This is a genomic window from Kitasatospora brasiliensis (assembly GCF_032654805.1).
GTDB classification, from domain to species: Bacteria; Actinomycetota; Actinomycetes; order Streptomycetales; family Streptomycetaceae; genus Kitasatospora; species Kitasatospora brasiliensis.
In genome coordinates this window covers 742,927-765,806 of the sequence record NZ_JAUOOW010000002.1, presented here as the reverse complement: position 1 = coordinate 765,806, position 22,880 = coordinate 742,927, and the positions used below count along the sequence as shown (strand labels likewise).

Below are 22,880 nucleotides of genomic sequence, written 5' to 3'. Positions count from 1 at the left end.
GTGGATCAGGTCGGCGGGGTGCGCCGGCTCAGAAGAACACCGACCGTCGCTGCACCAGCAGCTGGTACAGGGTGTGCTGGATGGTCTCCCGCACCTCGTCGGCCAGGTCGAAGACCAGCATCGGGTCGTCCGCCGCCTCCGCCGGGTAGCTGTCGGTGGCGATCGGCTCGCCGAAGCGGATCGTCCATTTGGTCGGCAGCGGCAGCACCCCGAGCGGGCCCAGCCACGGGAAGGTCGGCGTGACCGGCACGTACGGCAGGCCCAGCAGCCGGGCCAGCGTCTTGACGTTGCCGATCATCGGATAGGTCTCCTCGGCCCCGACGATCGAGCAGGGCACGATCGGCACCCGCGCCCGCAGCGCCGAGGAGACGAAGCCGCCGCGACCGAAGCGCTGGAGCTTGTAGCGCTCGGAGAACGGCTTGCCGATGCCCTTGAAGCCCTCCGGCCAGACCCCGACGACCTCGCCGCGCTCCAGCAGCGCCTGGGCGTCCTCGTTGCAGGCCAGCGTGTGGCCGGCCTTGCGGGCCAGCTCGTTGACGCCGGGCAGCACGAAGACCAGGTCCGCGGCGAGCATCCGCAGGTGCCGCCGGGCGGGGTGGTGGTCGTGGATGACCACCTGGGTCATCAAGGCGTCCAGCGGGATCGTCCCGGAGTGGTTGGCGACGATCAGCGCGCCGCCCTCGGCCGGAATGTGCTCCACGCCCTGGACGTCGATCCGGAAGTACTTCTCGGCCAGCGGGCGCAGCAGCGAGAGCAGCACCTCCTCGGTGAGCTCCTGGTCGAAGCCGAACTCGTCCACCTCGTAGTCGCCGGTCACCCGGCGGCGCAGGAAGGCCAGCCGTTCGGCGGCGCGGCCCTCCCAGCCCTTGCCGAGCAGCCGGGTGGCGGCCGGGCCGAGCGGCCCGGACAGCGCCCCGCCGACGGCCCCGGCGAGCCGGTCGGCCAGTTTCGGCCCCTCCGGCTCGGACCAGCTGGGGGCGGACTCGATCGGGATGACCTTGGCCTCGCCCGGCGCGTTCTCGGCGGCGGCACTCATCGCGGGTTCAGCTCCTCGGTCGGCGGGGGCGGTTCGGTACGGTGTCCGGCCCGGCGGGCGTGGTCCCTTCGGGGCCGAGCAGGGCGGTCAGCCGGTCGGTGACGGCGGCCAGCCGTTCGGGCGGCAGCAGGCCCGGGCCCTCGGCGGCGGCGAAGTCGGCGAAGGCCTCCGGGGTGCCGAACGCCGGACGGTAGCCGAAGGTGTCCCGCAGCCGCGCGGTGTCCACCACCCGGCCGTGGGTGAGCAGCCGCAGCTGTTCGGGTGAGACGTCCACCAGCCGGGTCTGCCGGGCCAGTGCGGCCATCCAGCTGACCGCGGGCAGCAGCAGCGGCAGGGTGGGCCGGCCGAGTCGGCGGGCGCACTGGGAGAGCAGCAGCACGCCCTCCCCCGCCACGTTGAAGGTGCCGGTGTTGACGGTGCCCGGCAGCGGCTCGTCGGCGGCCCGGCAGAGCACCGCGACGGCGTCGTCCTCGTGCACGAACTGCAAGCGGGGGTCGTAGCCGAGGACGGTCGGCAGCACCGGCAGCGCGAAGTACTCGCTCAGCGGGGTGTCCGCGCCGGGGCCGACGATGTTGGCGAAGCGCAGCACCGTCACCGCGACGTCCGGGCGGCGCCGGGCGAAGCCGCGGACGTAGCCCTCGACCTCCGCCGCGTCCTTGGCGAAGCCGCCGCCGGGCGGGTCCTTGGGCTGCATCCGCTCGCTGAACACCGCCGGGTCGCGGGGCGCGGAGCCGTACACCCCGGTGGTGGACTTCACCACCAGCCGGCGCACCCCGGGGGCCTTCTGGCAGGCGCCGAGCAGCTGCATGGTGCCGATCACGTTGGACTCCTTCACCGCGGAGCGGTTGGTGGAGCCCAGGCCGGTGGCGCTGACGCTGAGGTGCACGACGGTGTCCACCCGGTGCTCGGCGAGCACCCGGGAGAGCACCGGGCGGCGCAGGTCGAGCTGGTGGAAGCGGTACGGGGCGGCCGGGCCGGACGGCTCCTCGGGCTGCTGCCGGGGCGGTTGCACGTCCACGCCGACCACCAGGTCCACGCCCGGTCGGCGGCGTACCTCGGCGGCGAAGCGGGCGCCGAGATGGCGTGCCACGCCGGTGACGAGCACGACCACGCCCACGGTGCTGCCCCCATTCCCCAGGCCCGAGCGGCCTGCGTGCACCGTACCGTGCCGCCCCACCGGCCCGTGAAGCGACACCGGGCCGAAAAACGACACCGCCCGCCCAGGCCACGAGGGCATGGGCGGGCGGTGGAAGCGCTGGCGCGCCAGGCGCGGCCGGGGCCGCTTACTTCTTGTTGCGACGCTGAACGCGAGTCCGCTTCAGAAGCTTGCGGTGCTTCTTCTTGGCCATACGCTTGCGACGCTTCTTGATGACAGAGCCCACGGAACAACCCTCGCTCACTGAGACTCTCGCCCGTGAGAGACGGAGTCCATACGACTGACGTGAGGGCCTAGCCTACCTGCCGGTTGCCCAGGGCTGTAAATCGCGCCCCCGGCTGCCGGAGAACTCGGGGGAAATCCCCGGCGAACGGGTGCGGGGCCCACCGCTGTGAACCCCGTACCCGCGCGCTCGCCGCTACGCGCTCTCAAGCCGCACGTAGGACTCCTTGAGGTACTCGTGCACCGCCTGCTGGGGCACCCGGAAGGACCGCCCGACCCGGATGGCCGGCAGCTCTCCGCTGTGCACCAACCGGTACACCGTCATCTTGGACACCCGCATGACCGCGGCGACCTCCGCCACGGTCAGGAAGACGACTTCCTGAAGGGGGCGCTCGACGGAACTCATGACCATCACCCGACCCTTACCCGTGTGCAAGGCACCGGCTTCCCCTCCGGTGACTCCACCGGCACACGTGTATCCCCAGAGTAGTTATGGGTGGTACCAGTGGGAAGAGGGGAGGTGCAGTCCTCGTACGGTGAGAGATAGGACCGTTGCAGTACGTAGCCGACCGGCGATGGCACCGCCCCGCGTACGCACCGCCCCCGCAGCGCAGGGCGGGGAGGGCGGGATCAGGCCAGCAGGCCGTGCAGCGGGAACACCGCCCGGCGGGTCGCGAGGATGGCCTGATCGAGCCGGTCGGCCGGATCGTAACCGGAGTCGAAGTCGCGCCAGGCCGGGCGGGCGCCGTCGGTCATCCGCAGCGGGGCGGGGCGGCGGGTGCGGCGGTAGACCTCGGCGCGCCAGGACTCGGGGGTCTCGGTGGCCGGGTCGACGGGCCGGGCGGCGGCGGTGGCGACCAGGTGGGTCCAGGTGCGCGGCACGACGTCCACCACCGCGTAGCCGCCTCCGCCGGTGGCCACCCAGCGGCCGCCGGCGTACTGGTGGGCGAGGTCGTGCAGCGCCTCGGCGATCAGCCGCTGGGCGTCCACGGTGACGGCCAGATGGGCGAGCGGGTCCTCCAGATGGGTGTCGGCGCCGTGCTGGGTGACCAGCACCTGCGGCCGGAAGGCGTCCAGCAGTTCGGGCACCACGGCGTGGAAGGCGCGCAGCCAGCCGGCGTCGCCGGTGCCGGCGGGCAGCGGCAGGTTGGCGGCGGAGCCGGGGGCGTCCTCGCCGCCGGTCTCGATCGACCAGCCGGTCTGCGGGAAGAGCGTGGCGGGGTGCTCGTGCAGCGAGACGGTGAGCACCCGGGGGTCGTTCCAGAAGGCCGCCTGGACGCCGTCGCCGTGGTGGACGTCCACGTCGACGTAGGCGACCCGCTCGGCGCCGAGTTCGAGCAGCCGGGCGATGGCCAGCGCCGGGTCGTTGTAGACGCAGAAGCCGGAGGCCTTGCCGGGCATCGCGTGGTGCAGCCCGCCGGTGAAGTTGACGGCGTGCGGGGTCTCGCCGTGCCAGACCGCCTCGGCGGCGGCCACGGACTGCCCGGCGATCAGCGCGGAGGCCGAATGGATCGCCGGGAAGGACCAGTTGTCGTCGGTGCCGAGGCCGTGCAGCGCGTCGGTGCGCTCGGGGTGGGCGGCGGCGTTGCGGACCGCCTCGACGTACTCCCGGGTGTGCACCAGCCGGAGGGTGGACTCCCCCGCGGGCGGCGCGGAGCGGAGGGTCACGCCGGGCCCGGTGCTCAGTCCGAGGGCCTCGACCAGGCGCATGGTGAGGGCCAGCCGGGTCGGGTCCATCGGGTGGCCGGGGCCGAAGTCGTACGCGGTGACGGCCTCGTCCCAGAAGAGGTGCAGGCCGCAGGGGGTGTCACGCTCGGCTTCGGGCATGGCCTCCACCGTAGCGGGTGGCAACGGCCGGGCCGCCGCCAGGGCGCGCCGGGTGGTGGTGGCGCATTTCGCGGCGGTACAGACAAAAGCTTTGCGACTCCATATCCTCTCCGCCATGAAGCCATTCAGCGTGCAACGCCTTGGGGTAATTCTCGCTGCAATACTGGGACTTGGCATGCTCTTTGCCGCCCAGCCGGCCTCCGCCGCGGTCGGCGGCACCACCTTCGCGGTCGACAAGTCGGCGGCCAAGGCGGGAGACCAGCTGACCCTGACGTTCTCCCTCACCAACACCGAGAACAGCGCCATCTACTTCGCCTATGAAGCCGTCCAACCGACCTGGCCGGCCAACACCCAGGCCGGAGCGTTCACCGTCGTCGGCTGCACCGGCGACACCTCCGACTGCGTGACCAACGGGAACAGCGCCAACTTCCACTTCAACGCACCGATCCTGCCGGGGGCGACGAAGAGCGTCACCCTCACCGTCAAGATCACCGACGCCCCGACCTGGGGCACGGCGCCGTACACGCTGAACTGGGCGCCGTACGTCTACTACGAGTTCGGCCAGGTCGGCGGCACCACGACGGCCCGGGACCAGAGCTGGACCTACGGGGTGCCCGAGCTCCAGACCGTTATCAGCTGACCTCCCACCCTGTCGACCGCCCCCGCCGTCAACCGACGGCGGGGGTCCGACCGTTCCGGTTGAAGACGGCGCGAAGGTTCCGGTTGAAGACGGCGCGAAGAGGATGCGCGCGCGGCCTTCACGGCTCCCTGCCGGCTCCGCCACGAAGCCGTTCGGCGCACGACGAATTGGCGCAATCCTCTTCGCGATACCGGGACTTGACCCAAGGCGCGCCCGAGCTCCGGACCGCGGTCAGCCGGCGGCCGGGGCCGGGGCGAAGCGGTCGGCGAGCGGCAGCACGGCGAGCACCAGCAGCATCGGGGCGAGCAGCGCCCAGCGGTACGAGCTCGCGTCCGCGATCGCCCCGACCAGCGGCGAACCGATCAGGAACCCGACGTAGTTGAACAGGTTGAGCCGGGCCACCGCGGCGTCCGAGTCCGCCGGGAAGAGCCGGCCGCCGGCCGCGAACACCTGCGGGATGATCGCGCAGATGCCGAAGCCCAGCACGGTGAACCCGGCGATGCCCGCCCAGGCGGTGGGCGCGGCGGCGGCCGCGGCGAAGCCGAGCGCGGCCAGCGCGGCACCGGCCCGGACCACCGGGACGGCACCGAAGCGCTGCACCGCGCGGTCCCCCAGGGTGCGGCCGAGCAGCATCGCGACCATGTACCCCAGGTAGGAGAGCTTGGCGAGGTCCTCCCGGCTGCCCAGGCCGTCGGTGAGGTACTTGACGCTGTAGTTGGAGACCGAGGCGTCCGCGATGTACGCGAAGGCCATCGCCAGGCAGAGCGGCAGCAGCGGCCGCCACGGGACGGACCGGGCGGCGGCCTCGGCCGCTTCCCTTATGGCGTCGCCGAGTTCGGCCGGGCCGGCGAACCTGGTGCCGACCAGCAGCGCGAGCGGGGCGACCACCGCGGCGACCGTGCCGAACAGCACCGGCAGCCCGAGGTCCTCGTGCGAGCCGAGGCCGGCGATCGCCGCGCCCAGGATGCCGCCGAGGCTGAACGCGGCATGGAAGCCGATCATGATCGAGCGACCGTAGCGGTGCTGGAGCGCCACCCCGAGCATGTTCATACTGGCGTCCAGCGCACCCACCAGCAGCCCGAACGAGCCCAGCGCCAGGGCGAGTTGCCACAGCGTCCCACCCAGTCCGGCGGCCGCCAGACTGAGGCAGACGGCCGGCTGGACCACCCGCAGCACGGCCCGCGCGCCGGTGCGCTTCACCAGCCGCTCGGAGAGGATCGAGCCCACCCCGGCCAGGATCGGCACCGCGGCCAGGAAGACCGGCAGCAGCCCGTCGCTCAGCCCGTACCGGTGCTGGATCTCCGGGATGCAGGTGACCAGCAGGGCGAAGACGATGCCCTGGAGCAGGAAGCCGGCGGCGAGCGCGGCCCGCCCGGCGCGCAGGCCGGGCGGGATCTCGGACGACACGGGCCGTACGGTCGGTGCGGCACTCAAGCGGACCTCCAGGCAAGCTCGCTACCGACCGGTAGGCCGATGCTGCGAGAGCGTAGGGGGTGCGCGGTGATTGCGGGAGGGGTCGCGCAGCGGTCACTTCCCGCCGGAAGCCAGCTCCCGCGAGCGGTCCCGGGCCGCCTCCAGGGCGCCGAGCAGAGCGGCCCGCACCCCGTGGTTCTCCAGCTCGCGGATCGCCGCGATGGTGGTGCCGGCCGGGGAGGTCACCGCCTCGCGCAGCTTCACCGGGTGCTCGCCGGAGTCGCGCAGCATCACCGAGGCGCCGATCGCGGACTGCACGATCAGGTCGTGCGCCACCTGCCGGGGCAGGCCGAGCAGGATGCCGGCGTCCGTCATCGCCTCGACCAGGAAGTAGAAGTAGGCCGGACCGGAGCCGGACAGCGCGGTGGCCGCGTCCTGCTGGGCCTCCGGCAGCCGCAGCGCCTTGCCGACCGAACTGAAGATCTCCTCGGCACGCACCAGGTGCTCCTCGGTGGCGTGGCTGCCGGCCGAGATGACGCTCATCCCCTCGTCCACCAGGACCGGGGTGTTGGGCATCACCCGGACCACCGGAGTACCGGCCTCCAGCCGCTCCTCGAACCAGGTGGTGGGCACGCCGGCCGCGGCCGAGATCACCAGCCGGTCCGGGCTGACGTGCGGGGCCAGCTCCACCAGCAGGGTGCCCATGTCCTGCGGCTTGACCGCGAGGATCAGGGTGTCCGCGAGCTTGGCGGCCTCGGCGTTGGAAACGGCCACCACGCCGTAGCGGGCGGCGAGTTCGGCCGCGCGCTCGGGGCGGCGGGCGGTCACCAGGACGTCGGCCGGATCCTTGCCGGCCCGCAGCAGACCCGAGAGCAGGGCCTCGCCGATCTTGCCGGTGCCGAGGAAGGCGATCTTCTGTCCGTGTTCCGCGCTGCTGCCCATGGTCCGCTCCTTGCTTCGGTACTGCGGCCATCCTCGCACCGCTCGGCGGCACCGGGGCGGACCGTCCGGCCCGTGGTCGGCGCCGGTTGTGCGGCCAGTGCCCCTAGGGAGAAGCTCCGGGGTTTCCCCTATGGCCTCCGCGCTCCGGCGGGCGCACCGTGGAGCCATGGCACACGACGACATGTCCCGACGTGAGAACCGGCAACTCGCCGTCGCCTCGGCGACCGTGGGTCCGTGGCGGACCGCCGCAGGGGTCGGTGCGGTGGTGGGGGCGACCGCCCTGGGGGTCGAGGCGATCACCGGGAACTGGGCGCTCGACATGCTGGCCGGCCCGGCCGGCTGGGGCCTGTTCTTCTTCTTCCTGGTCGGCACCGTCGGCGGGCAGCTGCGCGGCGACACCGCCGACCGGCGGCTGCGCCGCTGGGCGGACGAGCATCCGTGGCAGTCGGCGCTCCCCGCGACCGGCGGGCTGCTGGCGCTGAACACGCTGGCCCAGTACTTCCTCGGCGACGAGGGCCTGTTCGGCGCCTTCTTCCTCTCGCTGCTGCCGGCCGGTCTGCTGCTGGCGGTCGCCGGGGTGGTCGGGTCGGTGAAGCAGGCCCGTGGCAAGGGCTGAGCCCAGGACCTCGGCTCGCGCCGTCAGCGCTTGCGCTTGCCCCGGCTCGGCGCCTTGGTGTCGGGCCGGCGGCTGCGGCCCGCCTGGCGCTTCTCGTACTGGGCCACGGCCCGCTCGTAGGCGGCCCGGTGGACCGCCTCGCCGGGGGCCTCGACCAGGCTGCGGGCGAAGTACGCGAGCAGCGAGCCGGCACCGCCGATCATCCAGACCGCGCCGAGCGACTTGTCCTCGGCCATCCAGCCGTCCAGCTGGTCCTTGCCCTCGGTGAGCACCTTCCAGGTGCGCCGTACGGCCATCATCGAGCAGACCGCGATGGCGGCGGTCAGCAGCCCGTTGAGGAAGGTGCCGCTGTCGGACAGGGCGATGCCCTCGATGCCGAAGCGCAGCACCAGCACCACGGCGGCGGCCGCGACCAGCGAGCCGACCGACACGGCGACCCGGCGCAGCCAGTAGCCGTTGTCCCGGTTCAGCCAACTGGTGCCGAACCAGCGGATGGGCTCCGGCTCGGGGGCGCCGACGGGAGTGGGGGCGGTGGTGGGGGGCTGCTCGCTCACGCCGTCGATTATCACCCGACCGCCGGATGCGGCGGAGGAGCCGTCCCAGGGGTGGGACGGCTCCTCCGTCGGGTCCGTACGGGATCCGGTGCCGGCTCGGCCTCGTCGGGTGCCGGCTCGGCCCCGTCCGGTACCGGCTCAGCCGAGCTTGGTCACGTCGCGGACGGCGCCCTTGTCGGCGGAGGTGGCCATCGCGGCGTAGGCGCGCAGGGCCTGGCTGACCTGGCGGTCGCGGTTCTTCGGCCGGTAGCCGTCGCCGGCCTCCAGGGCGCGGCGGCGCTCGGCCAGGACCTCGTCCGGGACCTCCAGGGAGATCCGGCGGCCCGGGATGTCGATGGCGATGGTGTCGCCGTCCTCGACCAGCGCGATGGTGCCGCCGGAGGCCGCCTCCGGGGAGGCGTGGCCGATGGACAGGCCCGAGGTGCCGCCGGAGAAGCGGCCGTCGGTGACCAGCGCGCAGGCCTTGCCCAGGCCCCGGCCCTTGAGGAAGGAGGTCGGGTAGAGCATCTCCTGCATGCCCGGACCGCCCTTGGGGCCCTCGTAGCGAATGACGACGACGTCGCCCTCCTTGACCCGCTTGGCGAGGATCGCCTCGACCGCGTCCTCCTGGGACTCGACCACGACGGCCGGGCCGCTGAAGGTCCAGATCGACTCGTCCACGCCGGCGGTCTTCACGATGCAGCCGTCCTCGGCGAGGTTGCCGTACAGCACGGCCAGGCCGCCCTCGACCGAGTAGGCGTGCTCGACGCTGCGGATGCAGCCCTTGGCCGCGTCGGTGTCCAGCGACTCCCAGCGCTCGGACTGGGAGAAGGCCTCGGCGGAGCGGACGCAGCCGGGGGCGGCGTGCCACAGCTCGACGGCCTCGGCGGAGGGCGAACCGCCGCGCACGTCCCAGGTCTTGAGCCACTCGGCGAGCGAGTCGGCGTGCACGGTGTGGACGTCCTCGTTGAGCAGCCCGCCCCGGTACAGCTCGCCGAGGATCGCCGGGATGCCGCCGGCCCGGTGCACGTCCTCCATGTAGTACGAGCCGTTCGGCGCGACCTTGGACAGGCAGGGCACCTTGCGGGAGATCGCGTCGATGGCCCGCTGGTCGAAGTCCAGCTCGGCCTCCTGGGCGGCGGCGAGCAGGTGCAGGATGGTGTTGGTCGAGCCGCCCATGGCGATGTCCAGGGCCATGGCGTTCTCGAAGGCGGCGCGGGTGGCGATCGCGCGGGGCAGGACGGAGGCGTCGTCCTGGCCGTAGTGGCGGTTGGCGATCTCGACGACCGTCCGGCCGGCGTTCTCGTACAGCGCCTTGCGGGCGGTGTGGGTGGCGAGCACCGAGCCGTTGCCGGGCAGCGAGAGGCCGATCGCCTCGGTCAGGCAGTTCATCGAGTTGGCGGTGAACATGCCGGAGCACGAGCCGCAGGTCGGGCAGGCGTTCTCCTCGATGATCGCGATGTCCTCGTCGGAGACCGACTCGTTGACCGCCTGGGAGATCGCGTCGACCAGGTCGAGCTTGCGCACGGTGCCGTCGACCAGGGTGGCCTTGCCGGCCTCCATCGGGCCGCCGGAGACGAAGACCGTCGGGATGTTCAGCCGCAGCGCGGCCATCAGCATGCCCGGGGTGATCTTGTCGCAGTTGGAGATGCAGATCAGGGCGTCGGCGCAGTGCGCGTTGACCATGTACTCGACCGAGTCGGCGATCAGGTCGCGCGAGGGCAGCGAGTAGAGCATGCCGCCGTGGCCCATCGCGATGCCGTCGTCCACCGCGATGGTGTTGAACTCGCGCGGGATGCCGCCCGCCTGCTTGATCGCCTCGGAGACGATCCGGCCGACCGGCTGGAGGTGGGTGTGGCCCGGGACGAACTCGGTGAAGGAGTTGGCGACCGCGATGATCGGCTTGCCGAAGTCCTCGCGGGCTACGCCGGCCGCCCGGAGAAGCGCCCGGGCGCCTGCCATGTTGCGACCGTGGGTGACCGTACGGGACCTCAGCTCGGGCACTGTGCTCCACTCCTTCGGGGCTCTCGCGGGCACCCCGCTGCTGGAGGGTTCGGGGGCCGCTGTGGGTACCGAGCCTACGCCCGCCGTCCGGTCGGCGGACGGCCCGTCCGCGATGCGGGCAGCGTCAGCAGCCCGGCTTGACGGCCACGGTGAGGTCGAGGACGTACGGCTCGACCACCTGGCCGTCCGGGAACTCGGCCAGCAGCAAGGCGCGCTCGGTGGCCAGCAGGGGGTCCCGCCGCTCGGGCGGCAGCGAGGCGAAGAAGGAGCGCGAGGTGAGGTTGTCCACCACCTGGTCGACGGGCGCCCGCCGCTGCCAGCGCAGCACGGCGCGGTGGACGGCCAGCCCGGCGGCGGCGAAGGGGGCGGTCAGCTCGGCCACCCGGCCGTAGCCGTGGTAGCGGCCGGCCAGCGCGGCCGACAGCCGCTTGTCCCGGGCGCGCACCCACGGGACCGTCTCGTCGAAGAGGTTCCACCAGGTGGCGAGGGCGCCGCCGGGCCGCAGCACCCGGACCGCCTCGGGGACGGAGCGCTCCGGCCGCGTCCAGTGGAAGGCCTGGGCGTACGTGACGAGGTCGGCGGAGCCGTCGTGGAAGGGCAGCTCGTCGCCGCCGCCGCGGACCACCGGGAGGTGCGGCGAGACGGCCCTGAACCGCGCGGCCATCCCGGCCGAGGGCTCGACGGCGATCACGTCCGCGCCGCGGGCGGCCAGCAGGCGGGTGGCGATGCCGGTGCCGGCGCCGACGTCCAGGACCCGGGCGCCGCCGAGCGGGTGGCCCCAGAGCCGCTCCAGGTCGTCGAACAGCTCCTCCGGGTAGCCGGGGCGGCCGCGGTCGTACTCGGCGGCCACCGAGCCGAAGCTGCCGGCCAGCTCGCGGAAGTCGCGGAGTTCGCTGAACTTCCGGTCCCGCTGGTCCTGCTGGTCCTGCTGGTCCTGCTGGTCCCGTGCCTGATTCTGCATCACCAAGCCCCCTCGATAGGGTTCGTGCCCGGTCCGGCCCGACCGCCCAGCCTACGGGCTCAGCGCACGCGCGAGGGCGTCGCCAGGTGCAAGCGGGTGAAGGCGAGGGCCTCGGCCAGATCGGCCTCGCGTTCGGCGGGGGACGACGAGCGGCGGGTGTTGACCTCCAGCACCACGTGGCCGTCGAAACCGGTGCGGGCGAGGTGCTCCAGCAGCTCGGCGCAGGGCTGCTTGCCACGGCCCGGGATCAGGTGCTCGTCCTTGCCGGAGCCGCTGCCGTCGGCCAAGTGGACGTGGGCGAGCCGGTCGCCCATCCGCTCGACCATGGCGAAGGTGTCGATCCGGGAGGTGGCGGCGTGCGAGAGGTCGATGGTGAAGTGCCGGTACTCCTCGTCGGTGACGTCCCAGCCGGGCGCGTACGCGAGCATCTCGCGGTCCTTGTAGCGCCACGGGTACATGTTCTCGACGGCGAAGCGGACGTCGGTCTCGCCCGCCATCCGGTTGATGCCCTCGACGAACTCCCGGGCGTACTGGCGCTGCCAGCGGAACGGCGGGTGGACGACGACGGCGCTCGCGCCGAGCTTCTCGGCCGCCGCCCGGGCCCGGACCAGCTTGGTCCACGGGTCGGTGGTCCACACCCGCTGGGTGATCAGCAGGCAGGGCGCGTGCACGGCCAGGATCGGCATCCGGTGGGCGTCGGAGAGCCGGCGCAGGGCGTCGATGTCCTGGCTGACGGGGTCGTTCCAGACCATCACCTCGACCCCGTCGTAGCCGAGCTTGGCGGCCAGTTCGAAGGCGACGGCGGTGGTGGCCGGGTACACCGAGGCGGTGGACAGCACCACCTTGGTGTCGGGGATGTGCAGGGCCGGGTGCGGGGGCAGCACCAGCCGGTCGGTGGTGCGCAGCAGCGGCGGGCGGGCGGCGTCGCGCTTGGCGGCCTTGACCGAGCGGACGGACTGGACGGCGGCCTTGGCGGCGCCGGCGGCCCGGGCGGTGCGGGTCTCGCGGGGCTCCTGGGGCTCCCCGGTCTCCCGGGGCTTCTTGGTCTCCCTGGTCTCCCTGGTCTCCCGGGGTTCCTTGGGGGCGGGCTTCTTCGCGGCGGCCTTCTTCGGTGCGGCCTTCTTCGCGGTGGTGGTCTTCTTCGCCGCGCTCTGGGCCGCCTTGACGGCCTTCGCGGCCTGCTTGGCGGCCTGGGCGGCGGTGGCGCCCGCGACCGTCTTGCCGAGCCGGCGGCGCGGGCCGTCCGACCGCGTCCGCCCGTTCCCGGGAGCGCGGTCGTCCTGCGTTCCGTCCTCGCCCGCTGGTTGCACCACGGGAGACAGCGTAAGCGGATCGCGCTCCGGACGGGGCGGGATGCCCGGCGCAGTGACCATCGGCACGTTGCCCCGGACCGCCCGGGTCACCGGTTACGGGGTGAGCGCCGGGCGGCGGCGGTCGGTGGGGCTGTCCATCGCGTCCAGGCGGCGCAGGATGATGCCCTCGCGCAACGCCCACGGGCAGACGTCCAGCTCCTCCAGGCCGAACAGGTCCATCGCGGCGTCGGCCACCAGCGCACCGGCCAGCAGCTGCTTGGCCCGGCCCTCGGACACGCCGGGAATCCGCGAGCGCTCGGCGACGGTCATCCCGGACAGCCGGGGCAGCCAGGCGGCCAGCCCGCTGCGGGTGAGCCGGCGGTCGGTGTACGGGCCAGCGTCGGCGGGGGCGGCGCCGGTCATCCGGGCCAGCTGCTTGAAGGTCTTGGAAGTGGCGACCGCGTGCCGCGGCACGCCGAGCCGGGTGATCTCGCCGACCACGGTGGCCAGCTCGGCGCGGATGTGGCGTCTCAGCTCGCGCAGCCCGTCCGGCTGGGCGACGTCACCGGGCAGCCAGCGGGCGGTCAGCCGGCCGGCGCCCAGCGGCAGCGAGCAGGCGACGTCCGGCTGCTCGTCCAGGCCGCAGGCGATCTCCAGCGAGCCGCCGCCGATGTCCAGGTTGAGCAGCCGACCCGAGGACCAGCCGAACCAGCGGCGGACGGCCAGGAAGGTGAGCCGGGCCTCGTCCTGTCCGGACAGCACGCGCAGCTCGACGCCGGTCTCGGCGGCCACCCGGCGCAGCACCTCCTCGCCGTTGGCGGCCTCGCGCACGGCGGAGGTGGCGAACGGGAGGATGTCGACGACGCCCTTGTCCTCGGCAACCCGCAGCGAGGAGAGGATGTGGCCGATCAGGCGCTCGATGCCGATCTCGCTGATCGAACCGTCCGGCTCCAGCAGCTCGGCCAGGCGCAGCTCGGCCTTGTGCGAGTACGCGGGCAGCGGGGCAGCGCCCGGATGGGCATCCACCACGAGGAAGTGGACCGTGTTGGAACCTACGTCGAGCACACCGAGTCGCATAAATCTCCACGCTACGCGATGCGGGCACCGGTGAGAGGGGGTGCGGCGGTATTCGCGCTGGTCCGGGCGGTCGGGTCGGTCCGTCGGCGCGGTCTAGAGGAGGCCGTCCCACAGCTGCTCCACGATGACCGCCCACCAGTTCTCCGGGTCGTCGAAGACCGTGCCGTCCACCTCCGCCAAGGCGCGTTGCAGCGCGTCCACCGCCGCGCCCGCGGCCACCGGGTCGAGCCCGCGCAGCGTGGGCCACCAGCCGGCGAACACCTCCAGGCAGCGTACGAAGGCGCGCAGGCCCGCGTTGCAGTGGCGGGCGGTCGCGTAGTCCGGGTCCACCGCGCGGACGGCACCGTCGGCCGGGTCGAGGACCAGCAGCGACCAGCCGTCCGTCCCCAGCACCAGCCGACCGGCGAGCGCCAGACGCTCGCGCTCGGCGACCCGGGTACCGCGGCCCAGCTCGGCCAGGTGCGCGGCGAGCGGGGGCAGCACGGTGCCCTGGCGGGTGCCGTCGGCGATCGCCTCGGTGCCCGGGTGGTGCAGGGCGAAGAACCCCGGCACGGCCACCGGCACGCCCACCGCCAGCAGCAGCGCGGCCGCGTCGCCGGGCAGTTCGGCGCGGACGACGTCCGCCGGGTCGAAGCGCCGCACGCCCGCCGGGCCGAACCGCGCCACCAGCCGGGCGGCGAGCGCCGCGTCGGGCTCCTGGGGCTCGGGGCGCGCCGCGCGGGGAAACGGCACCCGGTTGCGGGCCGGACCGTCCGGCGGCGCGGGCAGCGCCCGTACGGCGGCGGCGCGGTGGTCGAAGCGGGGGCCGTACGGGAGCTCGAAGTCGATCCGCACGTACGGGAGTTCGGCGGCCAGCGCGTACGACCAGTAGCCGCCGGGCAGGGCGCTCAGCCGCAGGTCGGTCCGGACGGCCAGCACGTCCTCGGGGGCGACGCCCTGCTCGCGCAGCCACCACCAGCCGCGCAGCGCCGGGTGCGGGAGGCCCACCGCCGAACGCAGGGCCAGCGACCGCTGCTCACCGGTGCCGTCCCGGTAGGTCAGCTCGGCCCGGGCGCCCCGGCCGGTCGCCGGCGGGCGGGTCGGGTCGTGGCCGCCGGCGCCGACGAAGTCCCGGTACAGCCCGACCACTTCGTCCACCGGCACCGAGGGCCACACCGTGAACCGTCCGCTCTCCCGGTCCACCACCGCGCAGGCCGCCCCCACCTCCTCGGGTGCCCGCCGCTCCCCCGTCAGCGGGTCCACCACCGCCCGAGCGGGCTCCGCCCACACCACCCACCCGAGCTCGAACTCATGGGTGCACACCCGCCGCACCGCCCCTGCCCCCTGCGGCAGATCCCCATTGATCCACCGGTGCCCCGCCTCCACCGCCCGCGCCCGCGAAACCACCCGGCCCACCCCTCCCGTCCGCTCCCGCCCGCGACCCTACGCCCCCACACGCGGGAATTCGGCGGGCCCGACTCCCCGCACAACAACCACGCCCTACCTGCCACACGCCTCCTCCCCGCGCGGGGAGACAAGGCCCCACACCCGAACCCCCACCTCCACCTCGCATGCGCGCAGGAAGTCGGCCCGCCCGACTTCCTGCGCGAACCCCCAGGCCATACCTGCCGAGCGCCCATCCCCGCGCATGGGAAGTCGACCAGCCCGACTTCTCGCGCCCCCTACGGCGCCGCGTCCCCCTCCCGGCACAGGAAGTCGGCCCGCCCGACTTCCTGTGCCGCCTTCGCCCGCTCCCGCCCGAGAGATATGCGCTGACCTGCCGACTCCCCCGCCTGGAAACCGGCGCCGAGCCACGCAGGAAGTCGACCTGGCCGACTTCCTACGCCAACGCCCTCGCTGTGCGAAAAGTCGGCGCCACCGACTTCCAGCGCGGCCCGTGCGGGCCATGCAGCACGGGCGGGGACGACCGCCAAAGATCGCGAGTGGCAGGGCGAAAGGAGTGAAGGCCCGAACACGAGAAGTCGGGCCCGCCGACTTCCAGCGCACGGGGGCGACGACAACCGCTCAAGGGCCGCGGGTGGCCGGGTGGAAGAGATAAGGGCTCATGCACGAGAAGTCGGCCTGGCCGACTTCCTACGCCAACCCCAAGCCACCACCCTGTCGGACGCCTCCTCCCCGCACGGGAAGTCGGGCCCGCCGACTTCTCGTGCAGGGGGTGCAACGACGACCGTGGGTGGTGGGCCGGAAGGAGGTGAGGGCCTGTACGCGAGAAGTCGGGCCCGCCGACTTCCAGCGCTCGGGGGTGACGGCGACCGCCCAAGGGCCGCGGGTGGCGGGGTGGAAGAGGGCGAAGGCCTCGACGCGAGAAGTCGGGCCCGCCGACTTCCTGTGCAGGGGGCGACGACGACCGCGGGTGGCTGGATGGAAGAACGGGTGCTCGGGCGCGGGAAGTCGGGCCCGCCGACTTCCCGTGCGGGGGGTGTGACGACGGCCGTGGGTGGCGGGGTGGAGGGAGGTGGGGGGGTTCGGGCGTGGGGAGGCGGGCTTGTGTGGTCAGGCGGCGGGGGTGAGGGGGCGGCCCTCGGGAGTGAGGGCGATGGCCCAGAGGCCGTGGGTGGCGGGGTGGAGGGGGGTGGGGGCCTGGCGGGCGAGTTGGTGGTCGAGGTAGGTGACGGTGTCCTGGTGGTTGACGGCGTTCCAGGCGTGCGGGCGGCCGTAGGCGTCGAGGGTGAGGAGCACCGCCTGGGAGCCGTGGCCGGCGCGGCGGAGGTCGTCGGCGAGGCGGTCGAAGGCCCGGCCGCCGTCGCCCAGGTCCCGGAAGGGGGCGCCGAGTTCGCGTTCGGCGCGGTCGCGGCCGCCGCGCTCGCCGGCGTCGCCCTCGGTGGGGATGCGCGGGGCCGCGCAGGTGGGGCGGCCGGTGTAGCACTCGACCGCGGAGAGGGCGATCTCCAGGCTGTTGTTGGCCCGGCCCGGTTCGCGGTAGCCGCCGTCGTTGACCGCTTCCGCCCAGCCTCCGGCGGCCGGGTCGGGGTGGCGGACCGGCAGGCCGTCCTCGTCCCGGGGGGCTCGGCGTTCGAGTTCGGCCTGGTGCTCCGGGTCGACCGGGGCGAGCCCGCCCGGCAGGCCGTACGGACGGCTGTCGGCGATGCTCCGCGGCCGGGTCGCCTGGTCGTCCGGCTGGACTCCGCGCCGTGCCCGGAGGGCGAGTTGGAGGGCCATCGCGTGGGCGGTCGCGACCGGGACGGCGCCCCAGGCGAGGGTCGGGTCGGCGACGCCCGCCGCGGTCTCCCGCCGCCGGGCCTCCGCCGGGTGCGCTTCGGGGCGGCCGATCACCGGGGTGGTCCCGACGATCGGGGGTACGGCCGGAGGCGGCGGTGCGCCGTGGCCGGGCGGCGGTCCGACGACCGGGTTCGGCGCGGCGCCGACCGGGGCGCGGACCGCCGGTGTCCCGGGCCGGGCCTCCGCACCGGGCTGCGGCCCGCCGCCGACCACACCGCCGGAAGCACCGGCCCCGACGCCGCTGCCGAACGGCGCCGCCACGTTCGCGGGCCCGCCGCCGGTGCCCGCCAGCGGCCCGGGTCCGACGGAACCGACCGGCCCGACCGCTCCGGCCGGCCCGGCCACCTGGTACCCGCCGCCGCCGTACGCCGGGGTGCCGAACTGCCCCGGCACCCCGACCGGTCGGACCGTCGCCGGGGTCTCCGGCGCGGGCCCCTGCGCGGCGGGCCCACCGACGGACGGCGCGGTGACGGCGGGCGCGACCGGCGCGCTCACCGAGTCCGTTCGCACGGTCACCGGCTGGCCGCCGCCGTGCGACGAAGCGGGCGAGGAGGAAGGGGAGGCCGCGGGGGCCTGGAGCGGGTAGTCCCCGTCCGACCAGCCCGCCGACCCGCTGCTCTGGCGGGCCGGCGCGGCGGCGGACCGCACCGGCGGGCCGTCGTCCCGGGCCGGCGGCGCCCAGCCACCGCCGCCGCCACCGCCACCGCCCGACGTCTTGTGCTGCCCCGACGGGGCACCGGCGGTCACGTACGAGGACCCGGAAGCCGTATCCGGCCCGCCGACGGCCACCCCCGGGTCCGCCACCCCGACCGAAGCCACCCCGACCGAAGCCGCCACGCCCGGAGCCACCACGCCCGGAGCCACCCCGGCCGAGGCCACCGTCACCACGCCCGGCGTCTTCGGGTCCGATGTCCGGTCGGGCCCCTCCCCCGCGGCCGGTGTGTCGGCATCCCGCGGCAGCCCGGCGAGCGGCACCCCGCGGAGCGCCTTGCCGTCCCCGTCGGTGAGCACCGGCTGCCCGTGCTCGTCCAGCCGGACGGCCAGGTCCGCCACCCCGACCACCGGCTTCCCGTCCGGCCCCTGGACGACCAGCAGCCCGGAGGCGTCGGCGACGGGCTTGCCGTCCGCGCGCAGGATGACCGGCTGCCCGTCCGGGCCGAGGACGGGCTTGCCGTGCCCGTCCACCTGGACCGTCAGCCCCGGCACGCCGACCAGCGGCTTGCCGTCCTTCCCGGCGAGCAGCACCAGCCCGGAGCCGTCCGCGCCGAGCACCCCGGGTTCGGCGAGGGCGGCGGGCAGCCCGGCGGCGAGCGGGTCGAACGCCCCGGTGCGGTACGAGGCGGCGGTGATCCCCGCCCCCTGCCCGGCGCCGAGCTTCAGCAGGGCGACGGCGGCCGGCTCCTTGAGCACCCCGGTCAGGGCGTCCTTCATGGCGCGGCCCAGTTCGGTGAGCAGCCCGCCGATCTTCAGCGCGGCGACCTCGACGGCGACGGCCGCCATGCCCGCCGCGACCTGCTCGGTGGCGGTGTTCTTCACCGCGGACGCGAAGCCGCCGACGGCCTTCTCCAGTCCGCCGACCACCCCGCCGTTCGCCCGCTCGCCGTCGGCCGCCGCGGCGACCCGGCCGGCCTCCTCCTTGGCCTTGGCCGCCAGTTCCTCGGCCTGCTTGAGCTCGGCGGCCAGCTGCCGCAGGGTCGCGATGATCTCGGCCTTGCAGGTGTCCACGGCCTGCGCGGCGGTGTCGAAGGCCCCGGCGACCAGCCCGACCGCGCTGTGCGCGTCGTCCAGGTGGCCCTTGCCGCCGCCGCTGAAGCCCTGCCAGTACGCGCCGAAGGCCTCGACCGCGTGGCCGGAGTTGTCGGCGGTGACGCGTCGGACGGACTCGCCGCAGCGGCGGGTGAGCCGGTCGGCCTCCGTGCCGAACTCGCGCCAGACGCCGGCCGCCTTGCGCAGCCCCTCCTCGTCGGCCTGCGGCCACAGCCGGCCGGTCCGGGCCAGCACCGGGACCAGTTCCTCGGGCAGTTTCCGGGACACGCGCTTCCCCCTTCGAGCCTGGTCCGTCAGACCGACATGTCCTTGGGGACGACGGGCGCCGCCCCCGGGGTTGCCGACGAGCCCGAGGAGACCGTCGGCACCGCCGTCGCCCCGAACCCCTTCGCCGCCGAGGTGTCCGTGTCCGCCGTCCGCGCGGCCATCGTATGCAGGCCGGTCCCGACATCGGTCACCTGCCCGGCCAACTCCCGCAGCCCGCCGACGAGTTCACCGCGCGCGGGCCCATAGGCGGCGGCGAAGCCACTGCCCGGCTGATCCGCCCCCCAGGGGGCGCCGAGGGCGGCGAGGCCCTGCTCCAGGGCGGTGACGGCCTTCGCCAGTTCGCCGCCGATCCGCTCGAACTCCCGCCCCTCGCCGTGCAGTTCCCACGGCTTGAGGACGAACTCCCCAGTCGCGCGGCCGGATGCCCCGGTGCTGCCGCCTGCCATCCCCGTACCTCCCCGTCGCGGACCAGCGGCGGGCCCACCGCGGACCCGTGCCGAACCGGCCGCCATCCTAGGCACGCCCCGGCCCGCGGCCGCAGGGCCCGCCGGACCTCTTCACCCCGCCTTCACCCCTGCGGGGTGGCAGAAGGAAGGGAAGGCGGCAGAGGGCGGCGCACCCGGCGGACAGCGGGCGGGGCGGCAGAGGGCGAGGCACTCGCCAGAAGGACAGCGGAAGGAAGCAGCGGCAGCGGCCGAGGGCACCCAGCGGCAACCAAGGGGATCGGCACCGGTCCCGCCACCGCGCCACCGCACCCGAAAGCTCTACCCTTGCCAGGTGGCACCAGCAGAAACGTCCAAGAAGAAGGCCAAGGCGAAGCCCAAGGCCTCCCCCGCCCCCGTCGACCTCGCGATGCCGACCCTGCGCCGCGAGATCCCGCGCGACGAGGTCCCGCTCGACTTCCCCCGCGCCTGGGTCGAATTCGCCGACCCCGACGACGAGGAGCAGGTCTTCCGCTGCGACCTCACCTGGCTGACCTCCCGCTGGTCCTGCGTCTTCGGCCAGGGCTGCCACGGCATCCGCGAGGGCCGCGGCGAGTCGGACGGCTGCTGCACGCTGGGCGCGCACTACTCGGACGAGGACGACGAGAAGCGCGTCCGCTCGCACGCGACCCGGCTGACCCCCGAGCTGTGGGAGAACTTCGCCGAGGGCACCGACGCCAAGGGCCGGATCGTCGCAGACGGCGGCATCACCATGCTGGACGAGGACGGCGACCGCCAGACCCGCCGGGTCAACGGCGCCTGCATCTTCGTGAACAGCCCGGACTTCGCGGGCGGCGCCGGCTGCGCCCTGCACGCGCTGGCGCTCAAGGAGGGCCGCGAGCCGCTGGAGACCAAGCCGGACGTCTGCTGGCAGCTGCCGATCCGCCGTACCTACGACTGGATCGACCGCCCCGACGACACCCGCTACCTCCAGGTCTCGATCGGCGAGTACGACCGCCGAGGCTGGGGCCCGGGCGGCCACGACCTGCACTGGTGGTGCACCGGCGCCCCGGCGGCCCACCAGGGCGCGGAGCCGGTGTACGTCAGCTACCGCCCCGAGCTCACCGAGCTGATGGGCAAGGCGGGGTACGAGGTGCTGGCCCGGCTCTGCGAGGAGCGGATCGCCACCAAGGGGGACCGCAAGGTGGCGCCCCACCCCGCGGACCCCGCCAAGCCCAGGGACCCCGCCAGGCCCAAGAAGAAGTGACCTACTTGTCGATGTCCCCGACCACGAAGAACATCGACCCGAGGATCGCGACCATGTCCGCGACCAGCGTCCCCGGCAGCAGTTCGGTCAGCGCCTGGATGTTGTTGAAGGACGCCGAGCGGAGCTTCAGCCGCCACGGCGTCTTGTCGCCGCGCGAGACCAGGTAGTACCCGTTGATCCCGAGCGGGTTCTCGGTCCACGCGTAGGTGCTGCCCTCGGGTGCCTTGAGCACCTTGGGCAGCCGCTGGTTGACCGGGCCGGGCGGCAGGTCGGCGAGCTTGTCGAGGCAGGCGTCGGCGAGGTCCAGCGAGTTGAGGGTCTGCTCCAGCAGGCACTCGAAGCGGGCCAGGCAGTCGCCTTCCTCGCGGGTGACGACGGTGAGCACCCGGCGCAGTTCCTCGGTGCCGTACGCGAGGTACGGCTCGTCGCGGCGCAGGTCGAGGTCGAGGCCGCTGGCGCGGGCGATCGGGCCGCTGACGCCGTAGGCCTCGGCCTGCGCCCGGGTGAGGACGCCGACGCCGGCGGTGCGGGCGCGGAAGATCTCGTTGCCGAGGACGAGGTCCTCGAAGACCGGCAGCTGGGAGCGCACGGTGGCGACGGCGGCGCGGACCCGGCCGAGCCAGCCGGCCGGCAGGTCCTCCTTGAGGCCGCCGACCCGGTTGAACATGTAGTGCATCCGGCCGCCGGAGGCCTCCTCCAGCACGTGCTGGAGGTCTTCGCGGCCGTTGAAGGCGTGGAAGACCGGGGTGATCCCGCCGAGCTCCAGCGGGTACGAGCCGAGGAACATCAGGTGGTTGAGCACCCGGTTGAGCTCGGCGAGCAGGGTGCGGATCCACACCGCCCGCTCCGGGACCTCCATGCCGAGCATCCGTTCGACGGCCATGACGACGCCGAGCTCGTTGGAGAAGGCGGAGAGCCAGTCGTGCCGATTGGCCAGCATGATGATCTGCCGGTAGTCACGGGCCTCGAACAACTTCTCCGCGCCCCGGTGCATGTAGCCGATCACCGGTTCGGCACTGACGATGCGCTCGCCGTCGAGCAGCATCCGCAGCCGCAGCACGCCGTGCGTGGCCGGGTGCTGCGGGCCGATGTTGAGCACCATGTCGGTGGTGCCCGCCGTGCCGGTGAAGTTCTCGGCGCCCGCCCCGATGCCGACCGTGGTCTCCCTCATGCCCCCAGAGTCTGCCATCCCGGCAGGCCCGCCAAGCTTTCAGGTTCCGGCATGCGGACGGCCTGGACCAGCCACCCGAAGGCGCCCAGCCCGCCCGGGTCGGTCAGCTCGGCGCCCTCCCCCGCCCCGCCCAGCGCCCGCAGGTATCCGGCCGGGTCGCTGGTGGCGAGCGCGAGTGCCGGGCGCTCACCGCTCACCCCGAGCGCGCGCAGCGCGTCCCGCTGCGTCGTCCACAGGCTGTGGAGGGCGGGCGCCGCGATCGAGTCCAGCGCCACGTGCGCGGTGACGTCGCAGGAGCCGTCCGGCACCGGCGCGACCTCCCGGCCGTCCCGGAAGCCGGCCCGGGTGCCGAGGAACGGCCGCCGTCCCGCCGTGTGCCCGTAGTCGACGGCGACGGCCAGGCCGCGCTCCAGCCCGGCGACGGCCCGCGCCCAGGCGGTGTCCCGGGGGCCGCCGAACTCCACCGCCTCGCCGGGCTCCGTGACCGGCCACCAGCGCTCGGCCCAGGCCGCGTCGGCCGCCGACACCGGCTCGCCGAGGCGCTCCTCACCGGTCGCGGTGTCCACCTCGACGTAGCGCAGCACCCCGTCCTCGTCCACCTCCCCGGCGTCCAGCGGCACGTTGTCCAGCCACTCGTTGGCGAACAGCAGCCCGGTCACGCCGCGCGGCGGCTCGTCCGTCCACAGGGCTGTGGACGGCAGTCCGGCCGGACGCTCCGCGATCTCCACGCCGTACGGACGCAGCCGGGCCAGCACCGGCGCGGGCAGCTCGGCCAGGACGCCGGCCAGCAGCTCCCCCCGCCCGGCCCCCATGTCGACCAGGGCCAGCTCCTCCGGACGGCCGAGGGCCTCGTCAACCTCCAGCAGCAGCCGGGCCACCGCACGGGCGAACCTGGGCGAGGCGTGCACCGAGGTGCGGAAGTGCCCGGCCGGGCCCTCCGGCCTGCGGTAGAAGCCGCGCGCCGGGTCGTACAGGGCCTGCTCCATGGCGGGCGCCCACCGCATCCAAGTCATGGGGCGGGACGCTACCCGGCCGCGGAAAGGCCCTC

Annotated in this window: 20 protein-coding genes; 3 read left to right on the top strand and 17 right to left on the bottom strand. The window is 74.2% G+C overall.

Features of this window, described 5'->3' with window-relative positions:
• Positions 1–28: 28 nt before the first annotated feature.
• The 5 genes from QWJ13_RS11285 to QWJ13_RS11265 form a co-directional block, all read right to left on the bottom strand.
• Positions 29–1,036 carry a lysophospholipid acyltransferase family protein gene (locus QWJ13_RS11285; protein ID WP_316523382.1) on the bottom strand — a complete coding sequence of 336 codons (1,008 nt, stop codon included), beginning with the start codon at positions 1,034–1,036 and terminating at the stop codon, positions 29–31.
• A 7-nt stretch (positions 1,037–1,043) separates the two neighbouring features.
• A complete protein-coding gene (locus QWJ13_RS11280) occupies positions 1,044–2,153 on the bottom strand; it encodes an NAD-dependent epimerase/dehydratase family protein (RefSeq protein WP_316523381.1) in 1,110 nt (369 codons plus the stop codon).
• A gap of 166 nt (positions 2,154–2,319) precedes the next feature.
• Complete coding sequence (locus QWJ13_RS11275) at positions 2,320–2,418, bottom strand: 30S ribosomal protein bS22 (RefSeq protein WP_003948845.1); 99 nt, start codon at positions 2,416–2,418, stop codon at positions 2,320–2,322.
• A 192-nt stretch (positions 2,419–2,610) separates the two neighbouring features.
• The gene (locus QWJ13_RS11270) at positions 2,611–2,820 is read right to left on the bottom strand and encodes a helix-turn-helix domain-containing protein (protein ID WP_045699258.1); all 210 of its coding nucleotides are present in this window, start codon (positions 2,818–2,820) and stop codon (positions 2,611–2,613) included.
• Between the two features lie 224 nt (positions 2,821–3,044).
• Entirely contained in the window at positions 3,045–4,241 is a 1,197-nt protein-coding gene (locus QWJ13_RS11265; RefSeq protein WP_316523105.1) for an acetoin utilization protein AcuC, read from the bottom strand.
• Between the two features lie 175 nt (positions 4,242–4,416).
• Here QWJ13_RS11265 and QWJ13_RS11260 point away from each other — a divergent pair, with 175 nt between their 5' ends.
• Entirely contained in the window at positions 4,417–4,881 is a 465-nt protein-coding gene (locus tag QWJ13_RS11260) for a hypothetical protein (protein WP_316523102.1), read from the top strand.
• A 231-nt stretch (positions 4,882–5,112) separates the two neighbouring features.
• On the opposite strand, the gene QWJ13_RS11255 is transcribed toward QWJ13_RS11260, so the two are convergent.
• Both QWJ13_RS11255 and proC read right to left on the bottom strand, forming a co-directional pair.
• A complete protein-coding gene (locus tag QWJ13_RS11255) occupies positions 5,113–6,288 on the bottom strand; it encodes an MFS transporter (RefSeq protein WP_316523098.1) in 1,176 nt (391 codons plus the stop codon).
• A 120-nt stretch (positions 6,289–6,408) separates the two neighbouring features.
• Positions 6,409–7,236: a pyrroline-5-carboxylate reductase gene (gene proC, locus QWJ13_RS11250; RefSeq protein WP_316523096.1), complete on the bottom strand. Its 828-nt coding sequence runs from the start codon at positions 7,234–7,236 to the stop codon at positions 6,409–6,411.
• Between the two features lie 166 nt (positions 7,237–7,402).
• Between proC and QWJ13_RS11245 the strand changes: the two genes are divergently transcribed.
• Entirely contained in the window at positions 7,403–7,852 is a 450-nt protein-coding gene (locus tag QWJ13_RS11245; RefSeq protein ID WP_316523093.1) for a hypothetical protein, read from the top strand.
• A gap of 23 nt (positions 7,853–7,875) precedes the next feature.
• On the opposite strand, the gene QWJ13_RS11240 is transcribed toward QWJ13_RS11245, so the two are convergent.
• The 8 genes from QWJ13_RS11240 to QWJ13_RS11205 form a co-directional block, all read right to left on the bottom strand.
• Positions 7,876–8,406: an EamA/RhaT family transporter gene (locus QWJ13_RS11240; RefSeq protein ID WP_316523091.1), complete on the bottom strand. Its 531-nt coding sequence runs from the start codon at positions 8,404–8,406 to the stop codon at positions 7,876–7,878.
• 138 nt (positions 8,407–8,544) lie between these two features.
• Complete coding sequence (gene ilvD, locus QWJ13_RS11235; RefSeq protein ID WP_316523090.1) at positions 8,545–10,389, bottom strand: dihydroxy-acid dehydratase; 1,845 nt, start codon at positions 10,387–10,389, stop codon at positions 8,545–8,547.
• A 124-nt stretch (positions 10,390–10,513) separates the two neighbouring features.
• Positions 10,514–11,350, bottom strand: coding sequence for a class I SAM-dependent methyltransferase (locus QWJ13_RS11230; protein ID WP_316523087.1), 837 nt, complete (start codon positions 11,348–11,350; stop codon positions 10,514–10,516).
• 59 nt (positions 11,351–11,409) lie between these two features.
• Positions 11,410–12,213, bottom strand: a complete 804-nt coding sequence (locus tag QWJ13_RS11225) for a sugar phosphate isomerase/epimerase family protein (protein WP_316523993.1) — start codon at positions 12,211–12,213, stop codon at positions 11,410–11,412.
• A 543-nt stretch (positions 12,214–12,756) separates the two neighbouring features.
• Entirely contained in the window at positions 12,757–13,719 is a 963-nt protein-coding gene (locus QWJ13_RS11220; RefSeq protein ID WP_316523084.1) for a Ppx/GppA family phosphatase, read from the bottom strand.
• 93 nt (positions 13,720–13,812) lie between these two features.
• A complete protein-coding gene (locus tag QWJ13_RS11215; protein WP_489753395.1) occupies positions 13,813–15,084 on the bottom strand; it encodes an SUKH-4 family immunity protein in 1,272 nt (423 codons plus the stop codon).
• 1,128 nt (positions 15,085–16,212) lie between these two features.
• Complete coding sequence (locus tag QWJ13_RS11210; protein WP_316523080.1) at positions 16,213–18,972, bottom strand: toxin glutamine deamidase domain-containing protein; 2,760 nt, start codon at positions 18,970–18,972, stop codon at positions 16,213–16,215.
• 26 nt (positions 18,973–18,998) lie between these two features.
• The gene (locus tag QWJ13_RS11205) at positions 18,999–19,418 is read right to left on the bottom strand and encodes a hypothetical protein (protein ID WP_316523078.1); all 420 of its coding nucleotides are present in this window, start codon (positions 19,416–19,418) and stop codon (positions 18,999–19,001) included.
• Between the two features lie 331 nt (positions 19,419–19,749).
• Here QWJ13_RS11205 and QWJ13_RS11200 point away from each other — a divergent pair, with 331 nt between their 5' ends.
• On the top strand, positions 19,750–20,661 hold the full coding sequence (locus tag QWJ13_RS11200; RefSeq protein WP_432277482.1) for a DUF3109 family protein: 912 nt from the start codon (positions 19,750–19,752) through the stop codon (positions 20,659–20,661).
• A 1-nt stretch (position 20,662) separates the two neighbouring features.
• Here QWJ13_RS11200 and QWJ13_RS11195 read toward each other — a convergent pair whose 3' ends face one another.
• Both QWJ13_RS11195 and QWJ13_RS11190 read right to left on the bottom strand, forming a co-directional pair.
• Positions 20,663–21,832, bottom strand: coding sequence for an NADH-quinone oxidoreductase subunit D (locus QWJ13_RS11195; protein WP_316523077.1), 1,170 nt, complete (start codon positions 21,830–21,832; stop codon positions 20,663–20,665).
• Positions 21,829–22,845 (bottom strand): SAM-dependent methyltransferase, encoded by a 1,017-nt coding sequence (locus QWJ13_RS11190; RefSeq protein WP_316523074.1) that lies wholly within the window; start codon positions 22,843–22,845, stop codon positions 21,829–21,831. The genes QWJ13_RS11195 and QWJ13_RS11190 overlap by 4 nt, the downstream gene beginning before the upstream one ends.
• Between the last annotated feature and the right edge of the window lie 35 nt (positions 22,846–22,880).

Bases quoted from the DNA above. Each gene is read 5' to 3' on its own strand.
- QWJ13_RS11265 (WP_316523105.1), bottom strand. From the start codon at position 4,241: ATGCCCGAAGCCGAGCGTGACACCCCCTGCGGCCTGCACCTCTTCTGG.
- QWJ13_RS11270 (WP_045699258.1), bottom strand. From the start codon at position 2,820: ATGAGTTCCGTCGAGCGCCCCCTTCAGGAAGTCGTCTTCCTGACCGTG.
- QWJ13_RS11260 (WP_316523102.1), top strand. From the start codon at position 4,417: ATGCTCTTTGCCGCCCAGCCGGCCTCCGCCGCGGTCGGCGGCACCACC.
- proC (WP_316523096.1), bottom strand. From the start codon at position 7,236: ATGGGCAGCAGCGCGGAACACGGACAGAAGATCGCCTTCCTCGGCACC.
- QWJ13_RS11230 (WP_316523087.1), bottom strand. From the start codon at position 11,350: ATGCAGAATCAGGCACGGGACCAGCAGGACCAGCAGGACCAGCAGGAC.
- QWJ13_RS11285 (WP_316523382.1), bottom strand. From the start codon at position 1,036: ATGAGTGCCGCCGCCGAGAACGCGCCGGGCGAGGCCAAGGTCATCCCG.
- QWJ13_RS11190 (WP_316523074.1), bottom strand. From the start codon at position 22,845: ATGACTTGGATGCGGTGGGCGCCCGCCATGGAGCAGGCCCTGTACGAC.
- QWJ13_RS11195 (WP_316523077.1), bottom strand. From the start codon at position 21,832: ATGAGGGAGACCACGGTCGGCATCGGGGCGGGCGCCGAGAACTTCACC.
- QWJ13_RS11245 (WP_316523093.1), top strand. From the start codon at position 7,403: ATGGCACACGACGACATGTCCCGACGTGAGAACCGGCAACTCGCCGTC.
- QWJ13_RS11205 (WP_316523078.1), bottom strand. From the start codon at position 19,418: ATGGCAGGCGGCAGCACCGGGGCATCCGGCCGCGCGACTGGGGAGTTC.
- QWJ13_RS11220 (WP_316523084.1), bottom strand. From the start codon at position 13,719: ATGCGACTCGGTGTGCTCGACGTAGGTTCCAACACGGTCCACTTCCTC.